This is a genomic window from Sinorhizobium sp. CB7, from assembly GCF_041357635.1.
Classification (GTDB): Bacteria; Pseudomonadota; Alphaproteobacteria; order Rhizobiales; family Rhizobiaceae; genus Rhizobium.
Map to the genome: position 1 here is coordinate 34,858 of NZ_JAULLL010000030.1, position 22,520 is coordinate 57,377.

The 22,520-nt window shown below is 62.6% G+C and carries 20 protein-coding genes and 1 pseudogene; 6 read left to right on the forward strand and 15 right to left on the reverse strand.

What is annotated here, in order from left to right; genetic code table 11:
• Window positions 1-363: 363 nt before the first annotated feature.
• The 3 genes from AAE029_RS33955 to AAE029_RS33965 form a co-directional block, all read right to left on the reverse strand.
• Entirely contained in the window at window positions 364-1,365 is a 1,002-nt protein-coding gene (locus AAE029_RS33955) for a YncE family protein (RefSeq protein WP_371077338.1), read from the reverse strand.
• 133 nt (window positions 1,366-1,498) lie between these two features.
• Entirely contained in the window at window positions 1,499-1,969 is a 471-nt protein-coding gene (locus AAE029_RS33960; RefSeq protein ID WP_371077339.1) for a chromate resistance protein ChrB domain-containing protein, read from the reverse strand.
• A 3-nt stretch (window positions 1,970-1,972) separates the two neighbouring features.
• Window positions 1,973-2,965 (reverse strand): Fe-Mn family superoxide dismutase, encoded by a 993-nt coding sequence (locus AAE029_RS33965; protein ID WP_371077340.1) that lies wholly within the window; start codon window positions 2,963-2,965, stop codon window positions 1,973-1,975.
• Window positions 2,966-3,059: 94 nt separating this feature from the next.
• Between AAE029_RS33965 and AAE029_RS33970 the strand changes: the two genes are divergently transcribed.
• The 3 genes from AAE029_RS33970 to AAE029_RS33980 all read left to right on the forward strand — a co-directional run bounded on the left by AAE029_RS33970 (window position 3,060) and on the right by AAE029_RS33980 (window position 6,794).
• The gene (locus AAE029_RS33970) at window positions 3,060-4,043 is read left to right on the forward strand and encodes a chromate resistance protein ChrB domain-containing protein (RefSeq protein ID WP_371077355.1); all 984 of its coding nucleotides are present in this window, start codon (window positions 3,060-3,062) and stop codon (window positions 4,041-4,043) included.
• A 9-nt stretch (window positions 4,044-4,052) separates the two neighbouring features.
• The gene (gene chrA, locus AAE029_RS33975; protein WP_371077341.1) at window positions 4,053-5,468 is read left to right on the forward strand and encodes a chromate efflux transporter; all 1,416 of its coding nucleotides are present in this window, start codon (window positions 4,053-4,055) and stop codon (window positions 5,466-5,468) included.
• Between the two features lie 102 nt (window positions 5,469-5,570).
• Window positions 5,571-6,794, forward strand: coding sequence for an MFS transporter (locus AAE029_RS33980; protein WP_371077356.1), 1,224 nt, complete (start codon window positions 5,571-5,573; stop codon window positions 6,792-6,794).
• Here AAE029_RS33980 and AAE029_RS33985 read toward each other — a convergent pair.
• Together AAE029_RS33985 and AAE029_RS33990 are read right to left on the reverse strand one after the other, a co-directional pair.
• Window positions 6,782-7,687, reverse strand: coding sequence for an alpha/beta fold hydrolase (locus AAE029_RS33985; protein ID WP_371077342.1), 906 nt, complete (start codon window positions 7,685-7,687; stop codon window positions 6,782-6,784). The genes AAE029_RS33980 and AAE029_RS33985 overlap by 13 nt on opposite strands.
• Before the next feature lie 10 nt (window positions 7,688-7,697).
• A pseudogene (locus AAE029_RS33990) lies at window positions 7,698-7,972 on the reverse strand (metal/formaldehyde-sensitive transcriptional repressor).
• A 307-nt stretch (window positions 7,973-8,279) separates the two neighbouring features.
• On the opposite strand from AAE029_RS33990, the gene AAE029_RS33995 reads away from it, so the two are divergent.
• Both AAE029_RS33995 and AAE029_RS34000 read left to right on the forward strand, forming a co-directional pair.
• Window positions 8,280-8,555, forward strand: coding sequence for a metal-sensing transcriptional repressor (locus tag AAE029_RS33995; protein WP_371077357.1), 276 nt, complete (start codon window positions 8,280-8,282; stop codon window positions 8,553-8,555).
• Window positions 8,556-8,559: 4 nt separating this feature from the next.
• On the forward strand, window positions 8,560-8,997 hold the full coding sequence (locus tag AAE029_RS34000) for a YqaA family protein (RefSeq protein WP_371077343.1): 438 nt from the start codon (window positions 8,560-8,562) through the stop codon (window positions 8,995-8,997).
• A 355-nt stretch (window positions 8,998-9,352) separates the two neighbouring features.
• Here AAE029_RS34000 and AAE029_RS34005 read toward each other — a convergent pair whose 3' ends face one another.
• The 10 genes from AAE029_RS34005 to AAE029_RS34050 form a co-directional block, all read right to left on the reverse strand.
• Window positions 9,353-10,165 (reverse strand): DUF6030 family protein, encoded by an 813-nt coding sequence (locus AAE029_RS34005; RefSeq protein ID WP_371077344.1) that lies wholly within the window; start codon window positions 10,163-10,165, stop codon window positions 9,353-9,355.
• A 431-nt stretch (window positions 10,166-10,596) separates the two neighbouring features.
• Entirely contained in the window at window positions 10,597-11,097 is a 501-nt protein-coding gene (locus AAE029_RS34010) for a GFA family protein (RefSeq protein WP_371077345.1), read from the reverse strand.
• Between the two features lie 448 nt (window positions 11,098-11,545).
• A complete protein-coding gene (locus AAE029_RS34015) occupies window positions 11,546-12,376 on the reverse strand; it encodes an XdhC family protein (protein ID WP_371077346.1) in 831 nt (276 codons plus the stop codon).
• A 39-nt stretch (window positions 12,377-12,415) separates the two neighbouring features.
• Window positions 12,416-13,618 carry a VWA domain-containing protein gene (locus AAE029_RS34020; RefSeq protein WP_371077347.1) on the reverse strand — a complete coding sequence of 401 codons (1,203 nt, stop codon included), beginning with the start codon at window positions 13,616-13,618 and terminating at the stop codon, window positions 12,416-12,418.
• A 10-nt stretch (window positions 13,619-13,628) separates the two neighbouring features.
• Window positions 13,629-14,573, reverse strand: a complete 945-nt coding sequence (locus tag AAE029_RS34025) for an AAA family ATPase (protein WP_371077348.1) — start codon at window positions 14,571-14,573, stop codon at window positions 13,629-13,631.
• A gap of 14 nt (window positions 14,574-14,587) precedes the next feature.
• Window positions 14,588-17,008 carry an aerobic carbon-monoxide dehydrogenase large subunit gene (locus tag AAE029_RS34030; RefSeq protein ID WP_371077349.1) on the reverse strand — a complete coding sequence of 807 codons (2,421 nt, stop codon included), beginning with the start codon at window positions 17,006-17,008 and terminating at the stop codon, window positions 14,588-14,590.
• Entirely contained in the window at window positions 17,005-17,505 is a 501-nt protein-coding gene (locus AAE029_RS34035; protein WP_371077350.1) for a (2Fe-2S)-binding protein, read from the reverse strand. Before AAE029_RS34035 ends, AAE029_RS34030 begins: the two co-directional genes overlap by 4 nt.
• Window positions 17,506-17,516: 11 nt before the next feature.
• Window positions 17,517-18,380 carry a xanthine dehydrogenase family protein subunit M gene (locus tag AAE029_RS34040; protein ID WP_371077351.1) on the reverse strand — a complete coding sequence of 288 codons (864 nt, stop codon included), beginning with the start codon at window positions 18,378-18,380 and terminating at the stop codon, window positions 17,517-17,519.
• Between the two features lie 142 nt (window positions 18,381-18,522).
• Window positions 18,523-19,752 (reverse strand): MHYT domain-containing protein, encoded by a 1,230-nt coding sequence (locus AAE029_RS34045; RefSeq protein WP_371077358.1) that lies wholly within the window; start codon window positions 19,750-19,752, stop codon window positions 18,523-18,525.
• Window positions 19,753-20,210: 458 nt separating this feature from the next.
• The gene (locus tag AAE029_RS34050) at window positions 20,211-21,254 is read right to left on the reverse strand and encodes an alpha/beta hydrolase (RefSeq protein ID WP_371077352.1); all 1,044 of its coding nucleotides are present in this window, start codon (window positions 21,252-21,254) and stop codon (window positions 20,211-20,213) included.
• On the opposite strand from AAE029_RS34050, the gene AAE029_RS34055 reads away from it, so the two are divergent.
• Window positions 21,226-22,254, forward strand: a complete 1,029-nt coding sequence (locus AAE029_RS34055; RefSeq protein WP_371077353.1) for a LysR family transcriptional regulator — start codon at window positions 21,226-21,228, stop codon at window positions 22,252-22,254. The two genes, AAE029_RS34050 and AAE029_RS34055, sit on opposite strands and share 29 nt — an antisense overlap.
• Window positions 22,255-22,520 lie beyond the last annotated feature (266 nt).

Consider the following 22,520-nt stretch of genomic DNA (forward strand, 5'->3'; position numbering starts at 1 on the left):
GCGGGGAGAAGTGCCGAGCAGCGCGAGGCGATGAGGGGGCGAGGAGCGAAAGCGACGAGCGTCCGGAGCGCAAGCGAAGGACAGAGCCGTGCGGCGAAACCCCCTCATCCGACCCTTCGGGCCACCTTCTCCCCGGCGGGGAGAAGGGGGAGTCGCGTCCTCCTTCGTCCCTCACGCGGCGATTGTTTCAAAGCCGCGGCTTGTTCGATTGTCCCCTCGCCCCGCTTGCGGGGAGAGGGCTAGGGTGAGGGGCAAAACTCTCAGCGAATCCGATAGTTGCAGACCAAAACTCGAGCGGCGGACCGCCGCTCATTCCTGCGTCCGTCATGCCTTCAGCACGGCGGGCGCAACAGCCCCTCGTCATCATGCCCCAGGGCGGAACACGAGGATCGCGGCCCCGGATCCCGGCGTTGCACGCACGGCAACGAAGAGGCGATCTAACTCCGGCACGAAGAGCGACGTCCGAGCTCCGCTGGAGGTCGTCACTCTCTCCGTCGTTCGCAGCCCGTCGCGGCTGCGCTGCACGACATCGATCACGCCCTCTCCACAGCTCACGTAAATTCGATCGCGTTTGCCGTCGAAGAACACGTCATCGGCATCGCCGCAAATGGCCAGGCTTTGGGTCATCGCGCCTGTTGCCATGTCCCAGAGGGTGAGCCTTGCAGGACTGCGGAACACGACTGCAAGCTGTCTGCCTGTTCCTTCCAAAGCCATGGGAAAGTTGGCCGACAGGTCCGGTGTCTTCCAGATCGTCACCTGCCTGCGCGTTTTGAGATCGGCAACGACGATCTGGCGCGCGTCCGGCACATTGGCGAATACTCGATCCGTTTTCGGATCGAGCTGAAAGCTCTCCGGATGGCCGGCCAGCGCTATGTCACCAATCTTGGAGCGGGTTGCCGGATCGACGATGGCCAGGCTGCCATTGCCATATCCGATAAGAACGTCACCTGTTTGCCGATCGACACGGATGTTGTCCGCATCATCGCCGAGGCTTACGGCACCCGCGGGCGACAGATCCCCGCCACGGAAGAACCGCACGGAACCGTCGCCGCCATTCGCGACAAGGATCAGATCCGGGTCAGGAAGATAAGCAATTCCCTGCGGCTCGCTCAGCCCGTCGATCCTCTCAAGGACTTTGCCAGTCTGGAGATCGATGACATCGACGCTATTGTTGCCGAGTTCGGCGACGAATAATCGCTTCCTGCCGATATCGACCGCCATATGATCGATGCGACCCCTTACGTTTTCGAGCGGGATCGTCCGTTCGAGGATCAAGGGTTCTGTGGCCGAGGCCGACGTGCTGATTGCGCTCGCGATCAGCAGGATCGACGCCAAGAGCTCAAAAGCCGACCTGGATGCGCGCATCGGACCTCGCCTCCTGCATGTTTCCTTAAATCGGAGCCGATTTAAGGATAAAAACATGAAGTAATTCAAAGTGCTACAGCGACCTTTACGCGTCTGATAAGACGCGCGGCGCTGTAGAAATCTTGCATTCGTTTCAGGCTGACGCCTGCGTCATCGCCGGCGGCCAGCTATGCGTCTCGGCCTTGCGCCGTGAGGCCCAGGCATAGAGCGCGTCGTAGATGATAAATCCGTGCTTCAGCACCTCATGGTCGTCGGGGCTCAAATCCCGCAAGCCCATTGAGATCGCCAGAAGGCCTGCCGATTGCGGTGTGAGGTCGTGCCGATCGGTGTCGGCGCCCCGCACGATCGCGGCAATCGTCACAATGGCCGGATCGCGGTCCAGGCCGTATTTCGACACGAAGGTGTCGAAGCTGCAGCCGTCGCCCACATGCGTGAATTCGACATCCGGCACGTCATAGGGTATCGCCCCGGTCTCCTTGGCGATGCGGACCACCTGGTCGGGTGGGGCAAACAGGAATTCGGGTTCCTTGTCGATGAACCGGGTAATCAACCAAGGGCATGCAATCCGGTCGATGACCGGACGTTCGCGCGTGACCCATTTCATAACTCATCCTCCTCGGTTGGGTGTCAGCCGGACGGTCGGAGCGCCGATCGCATGCCAGGCGGCGATGCCGCCCGAAAGGATCTGCGCGTCGAAGCCGCGGCGGCGCAGTTCTGCAGCGGCATCGCCGCTGACCTGGAAACCATAGACGCAATAGACGACGATCGGTTTGTCTCGCGGCAATTCATCGGCCCAATCGGCGATCTTCTGCGGGGCGCGGAGGATCGCGTCCGGCAGCATGTCGTTGCGTTTGGCAAGATCCTCGGCGAGGCAGACGTCGAGCAGGACAATGTCCTCCTTTCGCTCCAGACGCGCTCTCAGATCTTCCGGAGCGATAGCCTGCGCGCCCTCGTCGGAATCGGAAACGGACCCCGTCGAGTCGGCCCGCTGGGCCATCACGCGTCGATGACGGGAAGCGACCCGCTCCCAATGAATGTTCTTCATGAAGGCGTCGACATAGGCGCCGGCTCTGGCACCGAAATCCAGGTGATAGGCATGTTCGTACATGTCAAGCGCCAGGATGGGCACGCCGCCGGCAAGACAGTTGGTGTGGTCCGCCGCCCATTGGACCGTCAAGCGGTTGTGACGTTCCGACCAGGTGAGCAGGGTCCATCCCGAGCCGCCCGCCTGTGCCTTGGCGCAAGCCGTAAACTGGGCACGCCAGCCGGCGACACTGCCAAAATCCCGCTCCAGAGCGCTGGCGAGATCCCCGGTGGCTTCGCCTGAACCACCGAGCCCGTCGAAATAGATCTCGTGCAGGATCGCCGAGTTGGCGGCGACCAGTTCTTCCCGCTTCAACCCGTTGATGTCGAAGATGAGTGCGGAGCCCCAATCGAGCGCGTCAAGCCGGCGCTCGATTGCATTCAGGCGGCGAACCGCACCGCCGTAATTGTTCTCGTAGTGGCTCGCCAGCAGCCGTTCGGAAAGACCGTTGAGGTGGGGCGGTTTGAAGGGGAGAGGCATGATCCGGTGCATGGTTTCCTCACTGGGCGTCCTCATTCAGCACGGATAATCCGTGAACAAGCATAGGCTACGCCCGAAGTGAAAATGATACAAGTGTTGCATTTTGAAAATGAGGTGATACGGTGTGCTTATGGACCAGGGGGAACTTCAGACGGAGCAGCGATGGCTGCTGCTGATTCATCAGCTGCCGACAAAGCCGGCCTATTTTCGGGTGAAGATATGGCGGCGGCTGCAAGGTATCGGAGCGGTCGCGGTCAAGAGCACCGTTTATGCGCTGCCGGCCAATGCGGAGACGCAGGAGGATTTCGAGTGGCTATTGAAGGAGATCGTCGACGGCGGCGGCGAGGCGGTTGTCTGTGAGGCGCGTCTCATCGATGGCCTCTCGGATGCACAGGTCCGGGCGCTGTTCGACGCCGCGCGGGACGCCGACTTCGCGGAGATCGCCAGGGAGGCACGCGATCTCGCCGCAGAGCTCGATACCGAGATGACGGCAGAAAAGTGCGCAGACGCGCGCACGCAGATCGGCCGCATGCGTAAGCGGCTCGCCGAACTCGTGGCGATCGACTTCTTCGACGCCACCGGCCGCCTTACGGTAGAAGGGCTGCTCGCCGAGCTCGAGGCACGGGTCAGAGAGGACGAGGTTATGAGCAAGGCTCCATCAAAAGCTGCCGATCCGATCGCCGAATTGAAGGGGCGGATCTGGGTGACACGCCGCGACGTGCATGTCGATCGCATCGCCTGCAGTTGGTTGATCCGTCGATTCATCGATCCGGATGCCGTCATCCGCTTCGTGCCGGGTAAGGGCTATGTCGCCAAACCCGGGGAGCTGCGCTTCGACATGTTCGAAGGCGAGATCACCCATGAGGGCGACCGCTGCAGTTTCGAGGTGCTGCTCACGCGCGCCGGCCTGACCGATCCGGCGCTCCAGGCGATCGCAGAGATCGTCCACGACATCGATCTCAAGGACAGCAAGTTCGGCCGCGAGGAAACAACCGGTATCGCGAGTCTGATTGCCGGGATTGTCATGACGAACAAGGGCGACGAGCAACGGATAGGGCAGGGAGCGCCTGTGTTCGACAATCTCTATCAATATTTCCGTCAGCAGCGCGGGTAAGGAACGTTCATGGTCGATATCCACGCCACCCATCCTGCATCGGATCCTCGCGGTAATACGCCTTCGCACGGCGTCCCCTTCAGCGAAGCTGTCCGGGTGTGGGCGCGTGTCGCCGCCCTGAGCTTCGGCGGCCCGGCCGGCCAGATCGCGGTGATGCATCGTATCCTCGTCGAGGAGAAGCGCTGGATCGGCGAGACGCGGTTCCTGCATGCACTGAACTACTGCATGCTCTTGCCGGGACCGGAAGCCCAGCAGCTCGCGATCTACATCGGATGGCTCATGCACAAGACGAGGGGCGGGCTGGTCGCCGGCATCCTGTTCGTGCTGCCGGGCGTCGTCGCCATCATGGCGCTCAGCTGGATCTATGCGATCTTCGGCAATGTCGGCGCGGTCCAGGCTCTTTTCTTCGGCTTGAAGGCCGCTGTCCTTGCCATCGTGCTCGAAGCCGTTGTGCGGGTTGGCAAGCGGGCACTCAAAAACAACGTCATGGTGGCCCTGGCCGCGGCTGCTTTCCTCTCGCTCTTCCTCTTCCACGCTCCGTTCCCGTTGGTCATCCTGGCTGCGGCGGTGATCGGGTATATCGGCGGGCGCGCCGGGCAGGCCGCATTCCTGGCGGGTAACGGTCACGGCAAGCTTGGCGGCAAACAGGTCGCCGACGCCGATACTGTGCTGGGTGAAAGCATTCCCGCTCATGCAAGTCCGCCGGTCAGCTGGTCGTTGAAAATGGGCGGCGTGTTTCTGGTCCTGTGGCTGGCGCCGGTTCTGGCATTGCTGGTGCTGTTCGGCCACGGAAATGTGTTCAGTGATATCGCCGTGTTCTTCTCGAAAATGGCCGTGGTGACCTTCGGCGGCGCCTATGCCGTGCTTGCCTATGTGGCGCAGCAGGCCGTCGACACCTATGGCTGGCTGAAGCCGGGGGAGATGCTTGACGGCCTCGGCATGGCAGAAACGACGCCGGGCCCGCTGATCATGGTCACCCAGTTCGTCGGATTCATGGGCGCATTTCGCGCGCCCGGATCGCTCGACCCACTGCTCGCCGGTACGCTCGGCGGTCTTCTCACCACCTGGGTCACCTTCACACCCTGCTTCCTTTGGATTTTTCTCGGCGCCCCGTACATCGAGACGCTGCGCGGCAACGAGGCCCTGTCAGCGGCGCTGGGGACGATCACGGCGGCGGTCGTGGGCGTGATCTTGAACCTCGCCGTGTGGTTCGGGCTTCATGTCCTGTTTGGAGAGCTGCATCAGGTTCACGGGTTCGGGATGACGATCGACGTGCCTGTGCTCAGCTCCGTCAACGTCGCCTCGTTGATCCTGACACTGGGCGCCTTACTCGCGGTGTTCCGCTTCAAGATCGGGATGATCCCCGTGCTTGCGGCATGTTCGATCCTGGGCATGCTTCTGGGGGTGGCGGCCGGATCGGTCTGACTTCACGGCCTGCACGACTATTCGCAGGAGGAGATCTCAGTGACAACCCAGCGGCCGCCAAATGCCGCCTTGCACGAACAGCTCACGAAAGGCGGGGGAACGCTGCTGCCTGCCGGTGCCCAGCCGGCGGCAGCCTACCTGCTGACCTCGAGAGGACTGCGGGCGTTCGGCGATGGCCTTGTCAGTCTTCTGCTCCCCGCCTATCTCGCCACGCTCGGTTTCAACCCGTTCGAGATCGGCGTGCTGGCGACGGCGACACTCGCGGGTTCAGCGGCGCTCACCCTCGCTGTCGGACTTGTCGCGCACCATTTCGCCCGGCGCACGCTATTGATCGCCGCTGCCGTCCTGATGGTGGCGACCGGGATCGCTTTTGCAGTGGTTCAGGACTTCTGGCCGCTGCTTCTCATCGCATTCATCGGGACGCTGAACCCATCCTCCGGTGACGTGAGCGTGTTTCTGCCTTTGGAACACGCGCAACTCGCCCACAGTGTTAACGACCGTGACCGCACGGCGCTTTTCGCGCGCTACAGCCTCATCGGCTCACTTGCCGGCGCCGTCGGCGCGCTCGCCGCCGGAGCGCCCGATATTCTCGGCGGTGCCCTCGGCCTGAACATCAAAGAGGCTCTGCAGGTCGCATTTCTGCTCTATGCGTCACTTGGGCTCGCGACGCTCGTCCTCTATCGGAGGCTGCCGGTCGAGCCGCTCGATGCGAATGCGGCACCGGCGGAACCATTGGGAAAATCCAAATCCATCGTCCTGACGCTCGCCGCACTGTTCAGCCTCGACGCCTTCGCGGGCGGTTTCATCGTACAGTCGCTCTTGGCGCTGTGGCTTTTTCAGCGGTTCGATCTTTCGCTCGCCGTGGCCGGCGCGATCTTCTTCTGGTCGGGCGTGCTTTCCGCCGGATCCTATCTGGTAGCCGTGCGTATTTCCAAGCGCATCGGGCTCGTCAATACGATGGTATTCACGCACCTGCCCTCGAGCTTGTGCCTTGTGCTCGTCCCGTTCGTGCCGCATCTCGGTCAGGCCATTGGGCTTCTGCTCATCAGGAGCGCCCTGTCGCAAATGGACGTGCCGACACGCACATCCTACGTCATGGCCGTGGTGGCGCCTGGCGAGCGGGCGGCGGCGGCGAGCGTCACGGCCGTTCCGCGCAGCCTTGCGGCTGCCGCCAGTCCCATCTTCGCCGGCTCGCTTCTTGCGATTTCCGGTTTCGGCTGGCCGCTGCTTATCGCCGGGGCCTTGAAGATTGTCTACGATCTCCTGCTGCTTATGATGTTTCGCAAGATCCGCCCGCCCGAGGAAGATCGAGATCAGCCTTCGTAAGACCCTGTCTCGGAAGGGCCAGAATCGGACGCACGCGTGAGAAAGTCCCGGATGATCCGCGCGATATCTTCGGGGAATTCTTCATGGATCGCCAGTTTACCAAGATCGAAACGTTCGAGCCTGACGTTGGGCAGGTCTGCCAGGGCGTCCATTTCCGCTCGGGACTTTCGCGGCGTCTCCATACCATAAGTCACCAGGATCGGGCAGGGAACATGGCGGGCATTGTTGAGAAAGGCTGCCCGATCGGTGAACCGATCAAGTGCGCCCGTGACGAACCGCACGGATGCATGCCGAGCGCCTTTACCGCTGGTGACGGCCATTTTTGATCGAAGCCGCTCGTCGGAGAGCCAGTCCGGGTCGCTGTAGACGTGCTCGCGCGCCATTTTCTTGACGACAGGTTTACTCACGTTGAGGGCATAGAGGAGAGGGCCCGTTGCACGACTGTCGATGGCTCCTCTGATGCGTCTGAACCAGGACCTTTGGCCACCCATCATCGTGGGCAGCGGTCCCCGCCATGTGGGTGCGACGAGGACCAGCCCCTGCAAGATCTGCTTGTGACGAGCCAGATGATAGACGGCGTAGCTGGCCGCATGTCCAGCCGCGACCACGGCCTGTGGTCGAACCTCATCCATGATTTCGGCAAGGAAGGCGGAAAGGATGTCCGGACTCCAATCGGCGCGTGGCCGCGTTTCTGTGCCAAAGCCCGGCCAGTCCACTGTATGGACGTGGAAGTCCTGCGACAGGATCTGGGCAAGTTGCGCCATCTCGCTGCGGGTCGAGATCGAGCTCAGCGCAGGGAGCAGCAGCATCGGGGGGCCTGCACCGGCCTCGTCCATGGAGACCTCGACGGACACACCATCATCGACGAAGCGGATCGTCTTTTGTTCGTTCATCTTAGTCTCGCTATTTCAGGTAGGCCCGCACAACGTCGATCAGTTCGGTTGCGCCCTCATTGCGGTCCTTCTGTGCCAAATCGGCGTCTGCGACGTGCTGAAGGATATGGTCTTCGATGACGTCTGACATCAGGCCGTTGATCGCACCCCTGACGCCGGCGATCAGCTGCAGCACTCCGCGCAGCTCTTCTCGTCCTCCAGCATCCGCTCGACCGCTTCGATCTGGCCGCGGATGCGGCGAACGCGATTGAGCAGCTTGCTCTTTTCGCGCGTGGTATGGGACATGCGACTTCTCCCGAAAAGTGCCCGACGCTTTTAGACTAGTAAGGTATCCTATTTCCTGCAATGAACTTGACTGTATCCTATCCAGGAGGATACGCCGGATGACCATCACGCGCTCCAGAGCGCCGTGGCTCCGGCGGAACCGCATGAATTCGACGCGGTGCTCAAGCTCATTGCGGGGGAACGCAAGGAAGAGCTTCCCTTCCGGATGGAAGAGCCGGAAGGGCATCATCATTGAAGGAGACTGGAGGTAGGTGCGGAGCCGTCAGTGTTGTTGACACCCATCCTCTCCTTGGGGATACATGAACCCCTGACAGAACACACGCATGCCACTCATCCGGAAATCGTCAAACGGCTCAAGCGGGCCGAAGGGCATCTGAAGAGCGTCATAGCCATGATCGAGGGCGGCAAGCCGTGCCTCGACATCGCGCAGCAGCTCTCGGCGGTGGAGAAGGCGATCATCAACGCGAAGCGGACCCTGATCCAGGATCACCTTGACCATTGTCTTGAGGAGACGGTCGGAGCGCTTCCCAGGGATCGACGGCAATCGATCGACGAGTTCAAGACGATCACGAAGTATCTTTGAAGGGATGGCGGATCTCGCGGCCTACGTCGGACTGTTCATGGCCGCACTCGCCGCCGCGACCATCCTGCCGATGCAGTCGGAAGCCGTCCTCGTGGGCTTGCTGCTGACGAAGGAATATCCAGCCTTCTGGCTGGTCGCTATCGCAAGCATCGGCAACATTCTCGGCTCCACGATCAACTGGGTCCTCGGACGCGGGATCGAGCGGTTCCATGGTCGGCGATGGTTTCCAGTCGGCCCGAAGGCACTCGCGCGGGCGCAAGGGTGGTATCATCGCTACGGACGATGGTCGCTGCTGGCAAGCTGGGTGCCGATTGTGGGCGATCCGATCACCGTCGTCGCGGGCGTCCTGCGCGAGCCTCTGCCGACGTTCCTACTGCTTGTGGCCGTCGCCAAGGTAGGGCGTTATATTGCGCTCGCGGTCGCGACGACGGGCCTGACATGATGCTCTGGCAATCGATCATCGACTATCAACGGGAGACAGCGCGCCGCACCGCAAAGGCGTTGGTCTTGATCTGCGGAAACATGAAGGCCCCTTTATCCGCCGGTTCGCTTGCGCACCATTATATCGGCAGGCAAACCATGTCCCCGATATTTCCTGGTTGTATCGTTTCGGCGCGCCTAGTCACTTCGTGGTTCGTCCGCTAACGCAGTTCGCGCAGTGGCCGATGAGATCTCAGCCGCCGCCATTCAAGCGCTCCGTTCGCCTGCTCGGCGCGACGCTTTCATCGCTGACGACTGCTGGAGCTGCACAGCGGCAGTGCCAGCTCCATCTCGGATTATGACTGTTGCTTACGCCGTCATTGAGCGCAATTGGCTGATATGAAGTTCGCGGGAACACTGGGGGGATGTGTCGTGACTAGCCAGCGGTCTGTCGAAAAATACATCTTGGTCCTCATCTGCGAACCCGAAGCCGCCTTGAGACCAAGAGCAAAATTAAAGTTATTTTCGCTGCCGGCTTCGCGGGTGAAGCTGAGATAGGCGCCGAATCGTTCGTATTCGACATTGCGAAGGTTTTGGATCGACGTAAGCGCATCCTCAAAATCAGGCCAGCACGCCTGCTTCACAATGATCTCGAAAATGCGCAGGACGTCCGGGGCGAGACGTCCCTGGGCATCTGTCTTCGGCCCAACGATCTTTGCGCGGATCTCAAGAATATCACCCATTTCATTTCCACGAACCCTAACGAAGGTCGAACTGATCGGTCGCACCTCGTCCCGTTCGTAGATGCGCTGAAAATAACATTCGTAATTGCGATTGCGCATCGATGCGGCTTTCCATTCGCTCATCTCGATGCCGGCCTCTCGAAGAGCGCCGCAAATATCCGCACCTGAGACCAGCCACATCCGCAGAAACTGACTTGCCAACTCGAGCTTTGGGAGCTCGATCAGATGCCGCGATATGGATATCGGCCGAAGAGGAGAAAGAGCCGCCGTATAGGGGTGGACGGATATGCGTGATGATCGGGCAGTCTTATTGAGAGTTCGGTATTCAAGGAGCCCGACAGGATCTTCGACGTGGCGGATCTCACGATAATAAACAACGATACCTGCAAAAAGCAAAAAGGGTATCAAAAGCGCTGGCCAAAGCAGCCAGCGGTGGTTGCTGCGCATTGGGAACTTCCAATGCCAAGGTGGGCTGTCGCGAGGAGGACCGACTGTTGATAACACTTTACCCACGGCGTTACCTCGCAAGCTTGCGACCAGCGGTATCGGTCGGCGCGTGGCCAATCAGCCCCTGCGGCAAGTCCTTCTGAGGCGAGCAGCGATCTGAAAGCGGTACAGTCGACTCACCTTCGAGACGAAGATTGTGATGTCGAGCGTATCAAGCGTCAAGCAGGAGCCTCGGTGCAAGGCCGTTCGCGCTCTAGGGGCCGGGAGCTGACGGGCTGCGTCGAGGCACGAGTTAGCTAAAGAGCAGACCTCCAGGCACCCTGCGTGCATCATCTTGAAAGTAAGCTGTTGCTGTCGTTGATTTCCGGCACGGCGGCTTTTCGGAATAGCGGCAACGGACAGTGCCGCACTGGCAACCGCCGGAATAGGACTCAGCCATCACGCCTCCTCACCGCCCATGAGGTGGTATCGTGATCGGGGTGCTGGTTGTTGCTCTCCTTGATCGCCGCGGCCCAGTCGGCGCCGTTGTTTTCGGTCGCACCGGTATCTTCTATGCCTGTGATCGTATCGAACCATGCCACCATGTTCTCGGTGCAGGTATTGGCAAGCGGCGAGAAGGCGTGCGGATCGTCAAGCGAACCCATCATCAGATTGGTGCGGCCGTTTTCGAGGTGGTGGAAAAACAATGGCGTGCCACAATTGGCGCAGAAGCCGCGCTCGACAAGCTCCGAGCTCTTCCAGACGCTCGGCTTGCCGCGTGTCCAGGTGAGCGCATCATCGGGCGCGGCGACGAGCGCGGCAAAGATGTTGCCCGAGGCTTTCTGACACATGCGGCAATGGCAGAGATGCGAATTGTCAAGCATAGCGGTTGCGTGGTAGCGCACGGCACCGCACTGGCAGCCGCCGCTCACCTCCATCTCGATGCGTTTCATTTTTTCTCCTCCTTCAAGAGGCGGGTGGGCTTAATCTCTTTTAGGTTTTCATCTTTTGATCGTCCAGCTCTCCCCAGAGCGGATCCAATTCCGGTATTAGCGGGCGTGGTTTGCCAACCCAAAAGAATGGACCCGAGCACGCCTTCTCCCCGTCGGGGAGAAGGGGGAGTCGCAGCCTCCGCCGTCCCTCACGGTAGCGACGGTAGTAGCCGCCGCTTGCTCGATTGTCCCCTCTCCCCGCAGGCGGGGAGAGGGCTACGGTGAGGGGCAAAAACTCTCGTCGAATCCGATAGTTGCGGATCAAATTCGATTGCCGCGACGGCCCCTCATCCGCCCTCCGGGCACCTTCTCCCCGCAGGCGGGGCGAAGGGGGAGTCGCAGCCTCCGTCGTCCCTCACTGAGCCTGCTTCGATTGTTCAGCAGTTGGAGTTGATATCTTCTTCAAGACCTAACCGAGTTGCCCCGTCTCACGCTGCCCCTTCCGGCGCAGCTGGACGATCTCAGCCATGATCGACAGCGCGATCTCCTCCGGCGTGATCGCGCCGAGATCCAGGCCGGCCGGCCCCTTTACCCGGTCGAGCGTGGCCGCATCGATGCCGTCGGCCGCCAGCCTCTCCTTGAGAGCGGCAATCTTCCGGCGGCTGCCGACGAAACCGCAATAGGCGGCATCGGTCTCCAGGGCCGCCTTCAGGGCGGCCTCGTCGCCCTTGCTCTGCGTCGAAACGACGATGAAGCGGCGAGCCTTCGGCAGGGCTGTCAAATCGAAACTGTCGAAACGGAGATCGGCATCCGGTTCCTCGGTGAAATCGGCCGGGCGTGCTGCCACCGTGACGTGAAAGTCGAGCCGGTGCGCCAGGTCCGCAAGCGCGATCGCCACCGGGCTTGCGCCGAGGATGACGAGAGAGGGGCGCGGCAGGACGGGCTCGATGAAGATGTCCATCGTGCCCTTGCTCGGGCAGGTGTTTTTCGCAAAACGCACGCCGTCCCTGCTGTCGCCCGGCTTGACGCCGAGTTCGGTGAGCAAGTTTTCGGGCTGCACCGAGACGAGCCGCGGCTGGCCGTCGACAAGCGCGTCGTATGCCGCCTTCAGCACGGCGCCGCGCGCGCAGCCGCCGCCGATCCAGCCGGCTGCGATCGTGCCGTCGGGGCGGATCACGGCTTTGGCGCCGGCCTTGGCAGCCGTCACCGAGACGGTGCGGACCACCGTCGCCAGCACGAAGGTCTCCTCGGCGGATCGCATCCGCGATATCAGTTCCATCACATCCACATGGGCAGTCATGGTCATGTTCCTTACAGTCTTGGCCTTACAGTCTTGGCCTCACAATCGCGCAAGATAGGGTTCGAGGTCCGCCAGGCTTTGCAGCGTATGGGCGGGCGCATGGAGATCGACAAAGGGCAGGGCGGCCCTGATGCCGGCGGCATCCGGCGTGTAGCCGTCCCAGCCCATCATCGGGTTGAGCCAGACGATGCGGCGGCAGCGGCGGGCAAGCGCCGCCATTTCACGGCCGAGCAGCGCTGCATCCCCCGTCTCGTAGCCGTCGGAAACGATCATCACGCAGGTGCGCGAATAGATGACGCGCGCAGCGTAAGCCCGGTTGAAGGTCTGCAGGCACTCGCCGATCTTGGTGCCGCCGCCCGCGCCCTGGGCCATCATCGACAGCCGGTCGAGGGCGCGAGCCGCATCCCGTTCCTTCATCGCATCGGAGACATGGGCAAGCCGCGTGTGGAACAGGAAGGCTTCCGCCTCGCGGAATTCGTCGAGCACGCCGTGCATGAAGCGCAGGAACACGCCGGTATACATGCTCATCGAGCCGGAGGCATCGAGCAGCATCACGAGCCGGAGCGGCTTTTCCTTGCGCCTTCGCCTGACGAGGTTGATCGGCACGCCGCCGTGGCTGACATTGCGGTGGATCGTGCGGCGGAGATCGAGCCGGTAGCCCCTGCGTCGCGCCAGATGCCTGCGGCTGAGCCGCGTGCGCATCACCTCGGCAAGGCGCGCTGCCACCGAATGCGCCCCTGCAATCTCGGCCGGGTCGGCGAGCTTGCGGAAATCGGTTTCGGCGATGTTCTCGATGCGCGAGGCACCCTCCATCCGGCCTTCGCCGTTTGCCTCACCGTTGTCGGCTTCGTCGCCAGCGCTCACCTGGTCACCGATCAGGGCCTGCGCCCTGGCGAAGGCCTCATCGCGCATCAGCGTCTTGCCGTTGCCCGTCGGCGCGGTCCCGCCGGAGAGCGTTGTGCGGGAGCGGACGCGCTTGCCAAGCCAGAAGGCGTCGAACAGGCCGTCGAACCTGTCCCAGTCGGCCTTGCGCGCGCAGAATAGATGCTTGAAGGCCGAGCGCATCAGCTCCGGCCTGTCCGCAATGCCTGACGCCATCAGTTTGGCGGCATCCTGACCCTCGCCGAGGCCGACCGCAAAGGTGTTGTCGCGCAAGGTTCTGAGGAAGCCGGAAAGCTTCGTTGCGACAAGGCGGGAGGCCTCATCCACCTCCGTCGTCGGGAGTGCGTCACAGCGGCTCATACCGTTCTCCTCATGCGACCCTCCCGAGCAGGCGTTCCGTTACCTCCCGGCTCATGCGCATCTTGTCCTCCCGCGTTTTCAGGAGGCACATCAGCGTTTCGTGGACGGCTTCGGGCTCAGCCTGCAGATCGTGGACATCGAGGCCGACAAGTGCGCCCGCCCAGTCCAGCGTCTCGGCGACGCCAGGCACCTTGCGCAGGTCCTCCTTGCGGATCTTCTCGACCATGCGGGCGATCTGCAGGGCGAGCGACGCGCCGGCACCCGCCACCCGCGCCATAATGATGCGCGCTTCGCGATCGACATCGGGATAATCGACATAATGGTAGAGGCAGCGGCGGCGCAGCGCATCGGAAAGCTCGCGCGTTCCGTTCGAGGTCAGCACCACATGCGGGATGGAGGTGGCGCGGATCGTACCGAGCTCGGGAATGGAGATCTGGAAATCGGAGAGCAGTTCGAGCAGGAAGGCCTCGAATTCCTCGTCGGCCCGGTCGATCTCGTCGACGAGGAGCACGGGAGAGCGTTCCCTGCGGATTGCCGCCAGCAGCGGCCGCTCGAGCAGATATTCCTCGGAGAAGACCTCGTGCTCGATCTCAGACGCCTTTTTTCCCTGACGTGTCTGGATTGCAAGCAATTGCCGCTGGTAGTTCCATTCATAGAGGGCGGCGGACTGGTCCAGCCCTTCATAGCATTGCAGGCGGATGAGTTCCGTTTCGTGGACCGCCGCCAGGGCCTTGGCGACCTCCGTCTTGCCGACGCCGGCCTCGCCTTCGAGCAGCAGCGGCCGGCCGAGCATCTGCATCAGCGCGATCGCGGTCGAGAGCTCCGGATCGGCAATATAGCCGGCAGCAGTGAGCCGCTCGGCAATCAGATCTTTCGGCAGGGCTTCTTTCGGTGCTGCCTTCCTCCCGTTTTCGGAAGGAAGGTCATGCGCATCGGAGGGGGACTTGGATGACATTTCCGGCGTCCCGCTCAGGCGACCGCCCCCAGACGTTTCGCCGCCTGCCAGTTGCGCCAGAAATCGTGCGGCATCTGGATATGCGTCGAACCGAGGAAGGAGAAGGCGTCATTGACGGCATTGGAGAAGGCCGGAACGCCGCCGACATTCGGGCTCTCGCCGACGCCCTTGGCCCCGATCGGATGATGCGGCGACGGGGTGACGGTGAAGTCCGTTTCCCAATGCGGCGTTTCCACCGCCGTCGGCAGGAAGAAATCCATGAAGGAGCCGGTCACGACATTGCCGTTCTCGTCGTAGCGGATCTCCTGACCCATGGCGATGGCGAAGGCCTCCGTCAGCCCGCCATGCACCTGCCCCTCGATGATCATCGGGTTGATGCGGGTGCCGCAATCGTCGAGCGCGTAGAAGCGGCGGACCTTGTAGACACCGGTATCGACGTCGATATCCATGACGCAGAGATAGGCGCCGAAGGGATAGGTCATGTTCGGCGGATCATAGTAGCTGACCGCCTCCAGGCCCGGTTCCAGGCCGGGGGGCGGAGAATTATAGGCGGCCCAGCAGATCTCCTTCATCGACTTGAAGCGCTCCGGCAGGCCCTTGACCCGGAAGCCGTCGATATCCCATTCGAGATCGTCCTCGTGGACCTCCAGCATATAGGCGGCGATCATCTGCGCCTTGGCCCTGATCTTGCGGGCGGCCGTTGCGATCGCGGCACCTGCGACCGGCGTCGAGCGCGAGCCGTAGGTGCCGAGGCCGTAGGGTGCGGTATCGGTATTGCCCTCCTCGACTATAATGTCGTCGGCGGGGACGCCGAGCTCGGTGGCGATGATCTGCGCCCAGGTGGTCTCGTGGCCCTGGCCCTGGCTCTTGGTGCCCATGCGGGCAATGCCGGCGCCGGTCGGATGCAGCCGGATCTCGCAGCTGTCGAACATGGCGATGCCGAGAATGTCGCAGTTCTTCGATGGGCCGGCTCCGACGATCTCGGTGAAGAAGGATACGCCGAGACCCATGATTTCGCGCGTCTCACCGCGCCGGAAGGCTTCGCGCTTTTCGGCCTGTTCGCGGCGCAGACCGGCGTAATCCGTCGCCTCCATCATCCTGATCATGGCAGTCTCGTAGTCGCCGGAATCATATTCCCAGCCGAGCGCCGAGTTATAGGGGAACTGCTCCGGTCTGATGAAGTTTTTAAGCCTCAGTTCCGCCGGATCCATGCCGAGCTTCTGGGCGAGGATGTCCATCCCGCGCTCGATGCAGTAGGCGGCCTCCGTGACCCGGAAGGAGCAGCGGTAGGCGACGCCGCCCGGTGCCTTATTGGTGTAGACGCCGTCGACCGCCAGGTGGGCCGTCGGGAAATCATAGGAGCCGGTGACGATGTTGAAGAAGCCGGCCGGCCATTTCGAGGGGTCGGCACAGGCGTCGAAAGCACCGTGATCGGCCAGCACATGCACGCGCAGGCCCGTGACCTTGCCCTCCTTCGTCGCCGCGATCTCCGTCGTCATGTGATAATCGCGGGCAAAGGATGTGCTCGTCAGGTTCTCGATGCGGTCCTCGACCCATTTCACCGGCCTGCCGGTGACGATCGAGGCGACGGCGGAGCAGATATAGCCGGGATAGGCGCCGACCTTGTTGCCGAAGCCGCCGCCGATATCGGGCGAGATCACATGGATCTTGTGCTCGGGGATCTTGGCAATGAGGGCCACCACCGTGCGGATGACATGCGGCGCCTGGAAGGTGCCCCAGATCGTCAGTTCGCCCTTCACCTTGTCGAAGGAACAGATGCACTGGCAGGTTTCGAGCGGGCAGGGATGGACCCGTTGATAGGAGATCAGCTCCTTGATGGTCACATCGGCCTTGCTGAAGGCGGCATCCGTCAGGTCCCTGTCGCCGACAGTCCATTCGAAGATGTGGTTCGGATGCTTGCGCGGCCCGTGCGCGCCGTCCTTCTTGTCCTTGATGTCCTCGCGCAGGACGGGGGCGTCCGGGTCCATCGCATGGAAGGGATCGATGAGCACGGGCAGGGGCTCGTAATCCACGTCGACGGCATTGACGCCGTCATCGGCGGCATAGCGGTCGGTCGCGACGACAAAGGCGACCTCCTGGTTCTGGAACAGCACTTTGCCGTCGGCCAGCACCATCTGCACGTCGCCCGCGAGCGTCGGCATCCAGGCGAGATTGACGCCCTTCAGGTCCTCGGAGGTGATGACGGCGAGAACGCCCGGCACCTTCAGCGCCTTCTCCTTGTCGATCGACTTGATGAGCGCATGCGGATGCGGCGAGCGCACGAAGTCGCCATGCAGCATGCCGGGCAGCTTCGCGTCGTCGACGTAGTTGCCCTTGCCCTGGGTGAAGCGGATGTCCTCCACCCGTTTGCGCTTGCAGCCGAGACCTTCGAGCTTTGCTTCGCGCTCTTCGCGCGTGATGGTGATCTCGTTCATTCTGCGGCCTCCTTGAACTCGGTGCCGTTGATCTTGGCGGCGGCGTACTGGATCGCCCTGACGATGTTCTGGTAGCCGGTGCAACGACAGAGATTGCCGGAGATGCCGAAGCGGATTTCCTCCTCGCTCGGGTTGGGATTTTCCTTGAGCAGCCGATGGGCGCGCACGATCATGCCCGGCGTACAGAAGCCGCATTGGAGCCCGTGCATCTGGCGGAAGCCTTCCTGGAGGGCCGAAAGCGTGCCGTCCGGATTGGCGATGCCCTCGATCGTGGTGATTTCGGATCCCTCAGCCTGCACGGCGAAGATGGTGCAGCTCTTGACCGACATGCCGTCAAGATCGACAGTGCAGGCGCCGCAATGGGTCGTCTCGCAGCCGATATGGGTGCCGGTGAGGCCGAGATTCTCGCGAATGAAGTGAACCAGCAGCGTGCGGGGCTCGACGAGGCCTTCGACCTCGGTTCCGTTGACAGTCATCGTCACATGTGTCTTGGCCATGTTGCCCTCCCTCAGACCGCGCGGGCAGCGGCGCGCGTCAGCGCCCGCATGACCATGACGCCGCCGACGTGCTTGCGGTATTCGACCGGACCGCGTCCGTCCGCCGCCGGCTGCATGATCGCCTGAGCGAGCCCGGCGGCCTGCTTCAGCGTCGCCTCGTCAAGGTTCGTGCCGATCACGGCATCGGCCGCATCCTCTGCAAGGAGCGGGGTCTCCGATAGATTGGTAAGGCCGATGCGGCAGGTTTCGACCTTGCCGCCCGAAAGCGTCAGCACGACTGCCGCGGCCGCCGTCGCATAGTCCCCGACCTTCCGCTTCAGCTTCTCATAGGCGTAGCCATGGCCTTCGGCCGGCACGGGAACGACGATCTCCGTCAACAGTTCACCGGGCTCCAGCGCCGTGAAATAGGCGCCCTGATAGAAGTCGCTGGCGGGGACCGTCCGCATTCCGTCCGGCCCTTCGAGGCGATAGCTGGCGCCGAGCGCCAGCATCAGTGCCGGCATGTCGTTGCCGGGGTCGCCATTGGCGACATTGCCGCCGATCGTGCCGCGATAGCGCACCTGCGGATCGGCGACCAGGAGGGCCGCCTCCTTCAGGATCGGCAGAAGGGTGGCGATCTCCGACGAGCCGACGAGGTCGTGCTGTGTGGTCATCGCGCCGATCACGACATTGCCGCCTTCGCGGCGGACGCCCCTCAAACTGGCGATGCCATGAAGATCGACGAGGTGTTCCGGTGTCGCGAGCCGCAGCTTCATCATCGGAATGAGGCTGTGCCCGCCCGCGAGCGGCCGGGCGTCTTCGCCGAGGCTGGAGAGAAGCTTTACCGCATCGGCGACCGTTTCGGGCCGATGGAAATCGAATGCGCCCGGTATCATGATCTTTCTCCTGTTCGATCGAAATACGACGCCAAGCAGAAGAGGTTTCCCCCGGCCGTCAGCGCTGGCAAGTGCAGCCGGCCGGATCAGTCACCAAAGGCGAAAATTCGCACGAAATGCGGCTTTCGACGCACGATTTGCGTCAGTCGGCCTGACCTATTTCAGGGTTTGCGGCATCGCGCCGGACAAGTCCAAGCCGCGCCTTCAATTCCGCCATTTTCGCACGGCTCACCGGCACGCGATGGGGAACAGGACCATCCAGCTCCACCACGGCGCCGTCGCCTTCCTTCCGCATGAAGGTGATGTGGGAGACGGCGACGATATGACTGCGGTGAACGCGCATGAAATCGGTCGGACAGAGCTGCGATTCCATGTCCGAAATGGACCAGGGGCACATGCGCTCGCGCAGGCCGTCATGGACAAGGGTATAATGAGCATCGGCGCGGATGCTGCGGACATCGGAAGCCGCGATGAACTGCGTGCCGTTGGATATTTCGAGCGGGATGCGCTTTGCCGGCGGTCGCGATGGCTGACCGAGACCGGCAAGCGGCGCCGCCGTCACTCTTGGCCGCGCTCCGGGCGAGGGGCGCGCCTTCAGTCCGGCGCCTTCATCGAGCAGGGTAGCTGCCTCTTCTCCCACAGTCCGCTCCTGGGGGCGCTGACGCGCCTCCGGCACGAGGAACAGCAGGAAGCCGACGGCGATCAGGAAACAGAGCAGCGCGACGACCAGCGCCAGCACCTGCGGCGATGCGGTGAGCCCGTCCATGACCATGGCGTGATCGGTGCCGGCAGGCCGGAAATGCATTCCGTCCATCGCCGTATAGTGCATGCCTGAGACGGCAATACCGAAGGCTATCGCGCTGAGCGCCAGTCGGAAGCCGCCCTGGTGCGCAAGATAAATGCGCAAGCCGCCATAGGCGGCGGCGATGGCGATAAGGACGGACAGCAGGACCATTGCCGGGTCATGCTCGATCGTGAAGTGGCCGGTGAGCCCGTGAATGCCGACATAATGCATGGAGGCTATGCCGATCCCGAGAAGCAGGGCGGAGGCGGCAATCCGCAGTCTGGAAGGATCGCCGATACTGACGAAGAACAGCGAAATGCCGACCACGAGGGCGCAGATGAGGAAGGATGTGACCGTCGGAAAGACGAGATAGGCGGTGTCGGGCGGAAGCGGCGCGGCAAGCACGCCGACGAAATGCATGGTCCAGATGCTGACGGCGAGAAAGCCGGCAGCACCGGCAAGCAGCAGTCTGCGATTCGCCCCTGGCGAACTGCGGATGCGGCCGGCCAGGCCGAAGCCCGTATAGCCGCCCAGAGTCGCGACGATCACCGAGAGCGCCACCAGAAAGGGATCGTGCCCGACAAACATGACATTCATGACCGCGTCCGATCCTTCCATAGACACGGCTCCTCCTCATGTTCAGGTTATATCCGGGGCCACGACATTGACAAGCAATGACGACGGCATGGCGACGACCTACAGCGCCTCCCTTCGCCGGGGGGCGGATGAGGAGCGGTCACGGCACTTAAGTTTTGTTCGCAACTGTCGGATTCGATGAGAGTTTTTGCCCCTCACCCTAGCCCTCTCCCCGCAGGCGGGGAGAGGGGACAATCGCGCAAGTGGCGACCGCGTATCAACAGTCGCTGTAAGGGACGCCGGAGGGCGCGACTCCCCCTTCGCCCCGCCTGCGGGGAGAAGGTGCCCGATAGGGCGGATGAGGGGCTTTCACCGCACTTTAAATTGACCCGCAACTATCGGATTTGCCGAGAGTTTCGCCCCTCACCCCGCAGCGGGGCGAGGGGACGATTGCGGAGAGCTGAACTGCTCTATTGAAGAAATTCCGTGACCTCGGTCAGGAACCGGTCGCGCCCTTTTTCGGAGCGGTCGAGATGAACGTAATGGGTCGCATCCGTGATCGTCACGGCCCGCACGGTCTGCGCATTGGTGAGCTCGTTTTCGAGCGTCGTCACGTCTTCCGGCCTGCTCCAGAAATCATTGCCGGAGCGCAGGATCAGGACGCGCGCCGTGATCGGCCCGGCCTCCCAGAGCTTGCGACCCGAGGCGAGTTCGAAGGAGTCGGCCAAGGCGCCGGAGGGCGCCCGGAAGGATGGCGGTTCGCGCGTCCCGGAGGTCGGGTCCGAGGCAAGTGCTGCCGCCTGATAGGCTTCGACCACGGCTGGATCGCGCCATTCGCTGTTGTCCTCGACCGGGATCGAATTGTCCCAGGAGGGCAGCAGCGATGCGGCGGTGTTCATCCGGTAGGCGCCGACCTTTTCGGCATCGAAGCGTGTCGGGTCTTTCGGATCGGCCGCAGCACTGCCTGGCCCCAGCGTTGCGTGGCCGGAATGGGCGCCATAGAGACTGTTATAAAGAACGAGGTGACTGACGTTCTCAGGGTTTTGGCTGGCATACATGCCGGCCCAGTGGCCGCCGGTCGCCCAGCCGAGGAGGGCGACTTTCGGCTGCTCGGTGCGTTCCTTGACCGCGTCGATCACCGCGGCGAGATCGGCGACGACCTCGTCGGAGCGGCTGAGCGGCGCGCCCTTTGGGGGAGCATCCTGGCCCGGACGGCTCGAGCCGCCATAACCGCGGGCATCCATGACGAATACGCGGTGGCCGGCCTTGGCGAGGTCGGCGGCGAGCGAGCCGCCTTCGACAGGCAGATCGAAGGAGGCAACGCCCGGCACGCGGGCGCCGTGCAACAGGATCACCGGCGGCTTGCCGCCGGCTGCCGCACGATCACTGACTTCGCGAACGAACAATCGGCCGTTGTCCCGCGCCGATACGGTGAAATCGGTCCGCTCGATTTCGGCAAGGGCGGGCGTCGCCGAAACGGCGAGGGTGGCGGCAAGTGTTATCTTCTTCATCATGCTGATATCCTTTTCTCCTGTGCTGGATCATGGAAAAGGTGGGGCCGGACCGATCATCTGCACAGACGGCAAACGGGTATCGCAGGATATGCAGGACATATCGAACATCGAGCTTCGCACGCTTCGCTATTTCGTGGCCGCAGCGGAGGAACTGCATTTTCGCCGCGCGGCCGCACGGCTCGGCATCGCGCAACCGCCGCTCAGCCAGGCGATGCAAAAATTGGAGCGGGATATCGGCGTCGAGCTTTTCGACCGCACGCAGCGTCAGGTGAGGCTGACGGAAGCCGGGCAGGCATTTCTGACGGAGGCGCGCCGCACGATCGCGCAGGCGACACGCACCGTGCGGGCAGCGCAGCGCGCGGCGCAGGGCCTCGTCGGCACCGTCCGCGTGACCTATGTGGGGGCTGCAACTTATGAATTCCTGCCCCGCCTGATCCGCAGCTACCGCGCCGCGTATCCGGATGTCGAGCTGGAACTGACAGAGCGACCCACCGCGGCTCAGGTTCGCGCGCTTCAGCTTGGCGAGGCCGACGTGGGCTTCGTGCGGCCGCCGGTCTTCAATGCCGACGACCTGCGTTTCGAGACGATCGCGAGGGACGACATGGTCGTCGCATTGCCTGGGGATCATCGGCTTGCGGAGCATGAGGTGATCGATCTCGCAGACCTCGCCGGGGAGGGCTTTGTGATGTTTCCGCCCCAGCACGGGCCGAGCTTCCACGCCCATATCCTGATGGCCTGCGAGGCGGCGGGCTTTTCCATGCGCGTCGTCCAAGAGGCCGTGCAGATGCACACGATCGTCAGCCTCGTAGCGGCAGGCCTCGGTATCGCGCTCGTGCCGGGTTCGATGCGCAATCTGCGCCAGATTGGCGTGGTCTACCGGGATCTCAGGACACCGGCGGGGCGTTTTCAGGCGGAGCTTGCCACCATCTGGCGCCGCGGCGAACCTTCCTCGGTTGTGACCGGATTTCTCGATCAGGTGCGGTCGCTTCAGTCACCGTAGACCGTCCCTCCATCCGCCAATATCGCAAAAAAAAGCGTGTCTCCCGCGCTGTAGACACGGCGCTGCTGGATCCCTGTGACAGGCACAGGGAAGAGGGACGTTGGGGGCGCCTCTGCCCCAATGACCATCCGAAGATGGCTGTAGTGACAAGAACCGGAGCCAGACTTCAGGTAACTCCGAGGGTAGTTGTTTGACGCGGGAGCCTCCCCAGCCTCCCTCACATGAGGAGTTTGTGGTCAAGGGTTATAAAGGTGGCATTGAGTCTT

Excerpts from the sequence above, each read along its gene's own strand:
- chrA (WP_371077341.1), top strand. The coding sequence starts at position 4,053 with ATGGTCGATATCCACGCCACCCATCCTGCATCGGATCCTCGCGGTAAT.
- AAE029_RS34040 (WP_371077351.1), bottom strand. The coding sequence starts at position 18,380 with ATGATACCGGGCGCATTCGATTTCCATCGGCCCGAAACGGTCGCCGAT.
- AAE029_RS34020 (WP_371077347.1), bottom strand. The coding sequence starts at position 13,618 with ATGAGCCGCTGTGACGCACTCCCGACGACGGAGGTGGATGAGGCCTCC.
- AAE029_RS34030 (WP_371077349.1), bottom strand. The coding sequence starts at position 17,008 with ATGAACGAGATCACCATCACGCGCGAAGAGCGCGAAGCAAAGCTCGAA.
- AAE029_RS34025 (WP_371077348.1), bottom strand. The coding sequence starts at position 14,573 with ATGTCATCCAAGTCCCCCTCCGATGCGCATGACCTTCCTTCCGAAAAC.
- AAE029_RS34035 (WP_371077350.1), bottom strand. The coding sequence starts at position 17,505 with ATGGCCAAGACACATGTGACGATGACTGTCAACGGAACCGAGGTCGAA.
- AAE029_RS34000 (WP_371077343.1), top strand. The coding sequence starts at position 8,560 with ATGGCGGATCTCGCGGCCTACGTCGGACTGTTCATGGCCGCACTCGCC.
- AAE029_RS34015 (WP_371077346.1), bottom strand. The coding sequence starts at position 12,376 with ATGACTGCCCATGTGGATGTGATGGAACTGATATCGCGGATGCGATCC.
- AAE029_RS33965 (WP_371077340.1), bottom strand. The coding sequence starts at position 2,965 with ATGAGGACGCCCAGTGAGGAAACCATGCACCGGATCATGCCTCTCCCC.
- AAE029_RS34050 (WP_371077352.1), bottom strand. The coding sequence starts at position 21,254 with ATGATGAAGAAGATAACACTTGCCGCCACCCTCGCCGTTTCGGCGACG.
- AAE029_RS33955 (WP_371077338.1), bottom strand. The coding sequence starts at position 1,365 with ATGCGCGCATCCAGGTCGGCTTTTGAGCTCTTGGCGTCGATCCTGCTG.
- AAE029_RS33970 (WP_371077355.1), top strand. The coding sequence starts at position 3,060 with ATGGACCAGGGGGAACTTCAGACGGAGCAGCGATGGCTGCTGCTGATT.
- AAE029_RS33985 (WP_371077342.1), bottom strand. The coding sequence starts at position 7,687 with ATGAACGAACAAAAGACGATCCGCTTCGTCGATGATGGTGTGTCCGTC.
- AAE029_RS34005 (WP_371077344.1), bottom strand. The coding sequence starts at position 10,165 with ATGCGCAGCAACCACCGCTGGCTGCTTTGGCCAGCGCTTTTGATACCC.
- AAE029_RS33960 (WP_371077339.1), bottom strand. The coding sequence starts at position 1,969 with ATGAAATGGGTCACGCGCGAACGTCCGGTCATCGACCGGATTGCATGC.
- AAE029_RS34010 (WP_371077345.1), bottom strand. The coding sequence starts at position 11,097 with ATGAAACGCATCGAGATGGAGGTGAGCGGCGGCTGCCAGTGCGGTGCC.
- AAE029_RS34045 (WP_371077358.1), bottom strand. The coding sequence starts at position 19,752 with ATGTTTGTCGGGCACGATCCCTTTCTGGTGGCGCTCTCGGTGATCGTC.